This is a genomic window from Faecalimonas sp. LCP19S3_D12, assembly GCF_052121495.1.
Lineage (GTDB): Bacteria > Bacillota > Clostridia > Lachnospirales > Lachnospiraceae > Faecalimonas.
Window position 1 is genome coordinate 1 of sequence record NZ_JBQKED010000118.1, and the last position, 951, is coordinate 951.

Annotated in this window: 1 rRNA gene; it reads right to left on the bottom strand. The window is 49.3% G+C overall.

The window, feature by feature from the left end:
• Positions 1 to 951, bottom strand: a 23S ribosomal RNA gene (locus ACTQXY_RS15505); the annotation flags it as partial.

Sequence of the window (951 nt, forward strand, 5' to 3'; positions counted from 1 at the left end):
AGTCTCCCACCTATCCTGTACATGCAATATCGAATCCCAGTATCAAGCTGGAGTAAAGCTCCATGGGGTCTTTCCGTCCTGGCGCAGGTAACCAGCATCTTCACTGGTATTTCAATTTCACCGGGTGCATTGTCGAGACAGTGCCCAAATCATTACGCCTTTCGTGCGGGTCGGAACTTACCCGACAAGGAATTTCGCTACCTTAGGACCGTTATAGTTACGGCCGCCGTTTACTGGGGCTTAAGTTCAAAGCTTCGCGTTACCGCTAACCTCTCCCCTTAACCTTCCAGCACCGGGCAGGCGTCAGCCCATATACTTCACCTTTCGGTTTTGCATAGACCTGTGTTTTTGCTAAACAGTTGCTTGGGCCAATTCTCTGCGGCCAGCTCTCACTGGCACTCCTTCTCCCGAAGTTACGGAGTCATTTTGCCGAGTTCCTTAACAATGCTTCTCCCGTCGGCCTTAGGATTCTCTCCTCATCCACCTGTGTCGGTTTACGGTACGGGTACGATATGAACAATAGCGGCTTTTCTTGACGCATGGCTCACGGACTTCCCTACTTATATTTCAGTACGCATCACATCTTCAGATTGACTGGCGGATTTGCCAACCAGTCTCCTACCTTGCTTGCACCGGTCTTTCCATTCCCGGCTTCCACTTTCCACACGTGTCCCCACAGTTCTGTCATATCATAGTACAGGAATTTCAACCTGTTATCCATCGACTACGTCTTTCGACCTCGCCTTAGGCCCCGACTTACCCAGAGCAGATCAGCTTTACTCTGGAAACCTTAGATATTCGGCCGGAAGGATTCTCACCTTCCTCTCGCTACTCATTCCGGCATTCTCTCTTCTTAAAAATCCACTGCTCTTTACAGTACAGCTTCTTCTCTTTAAGAATGCTCCTCTACCAATCATCATTCGATGATTCCACGGCTTCGGTAGTGTGTTT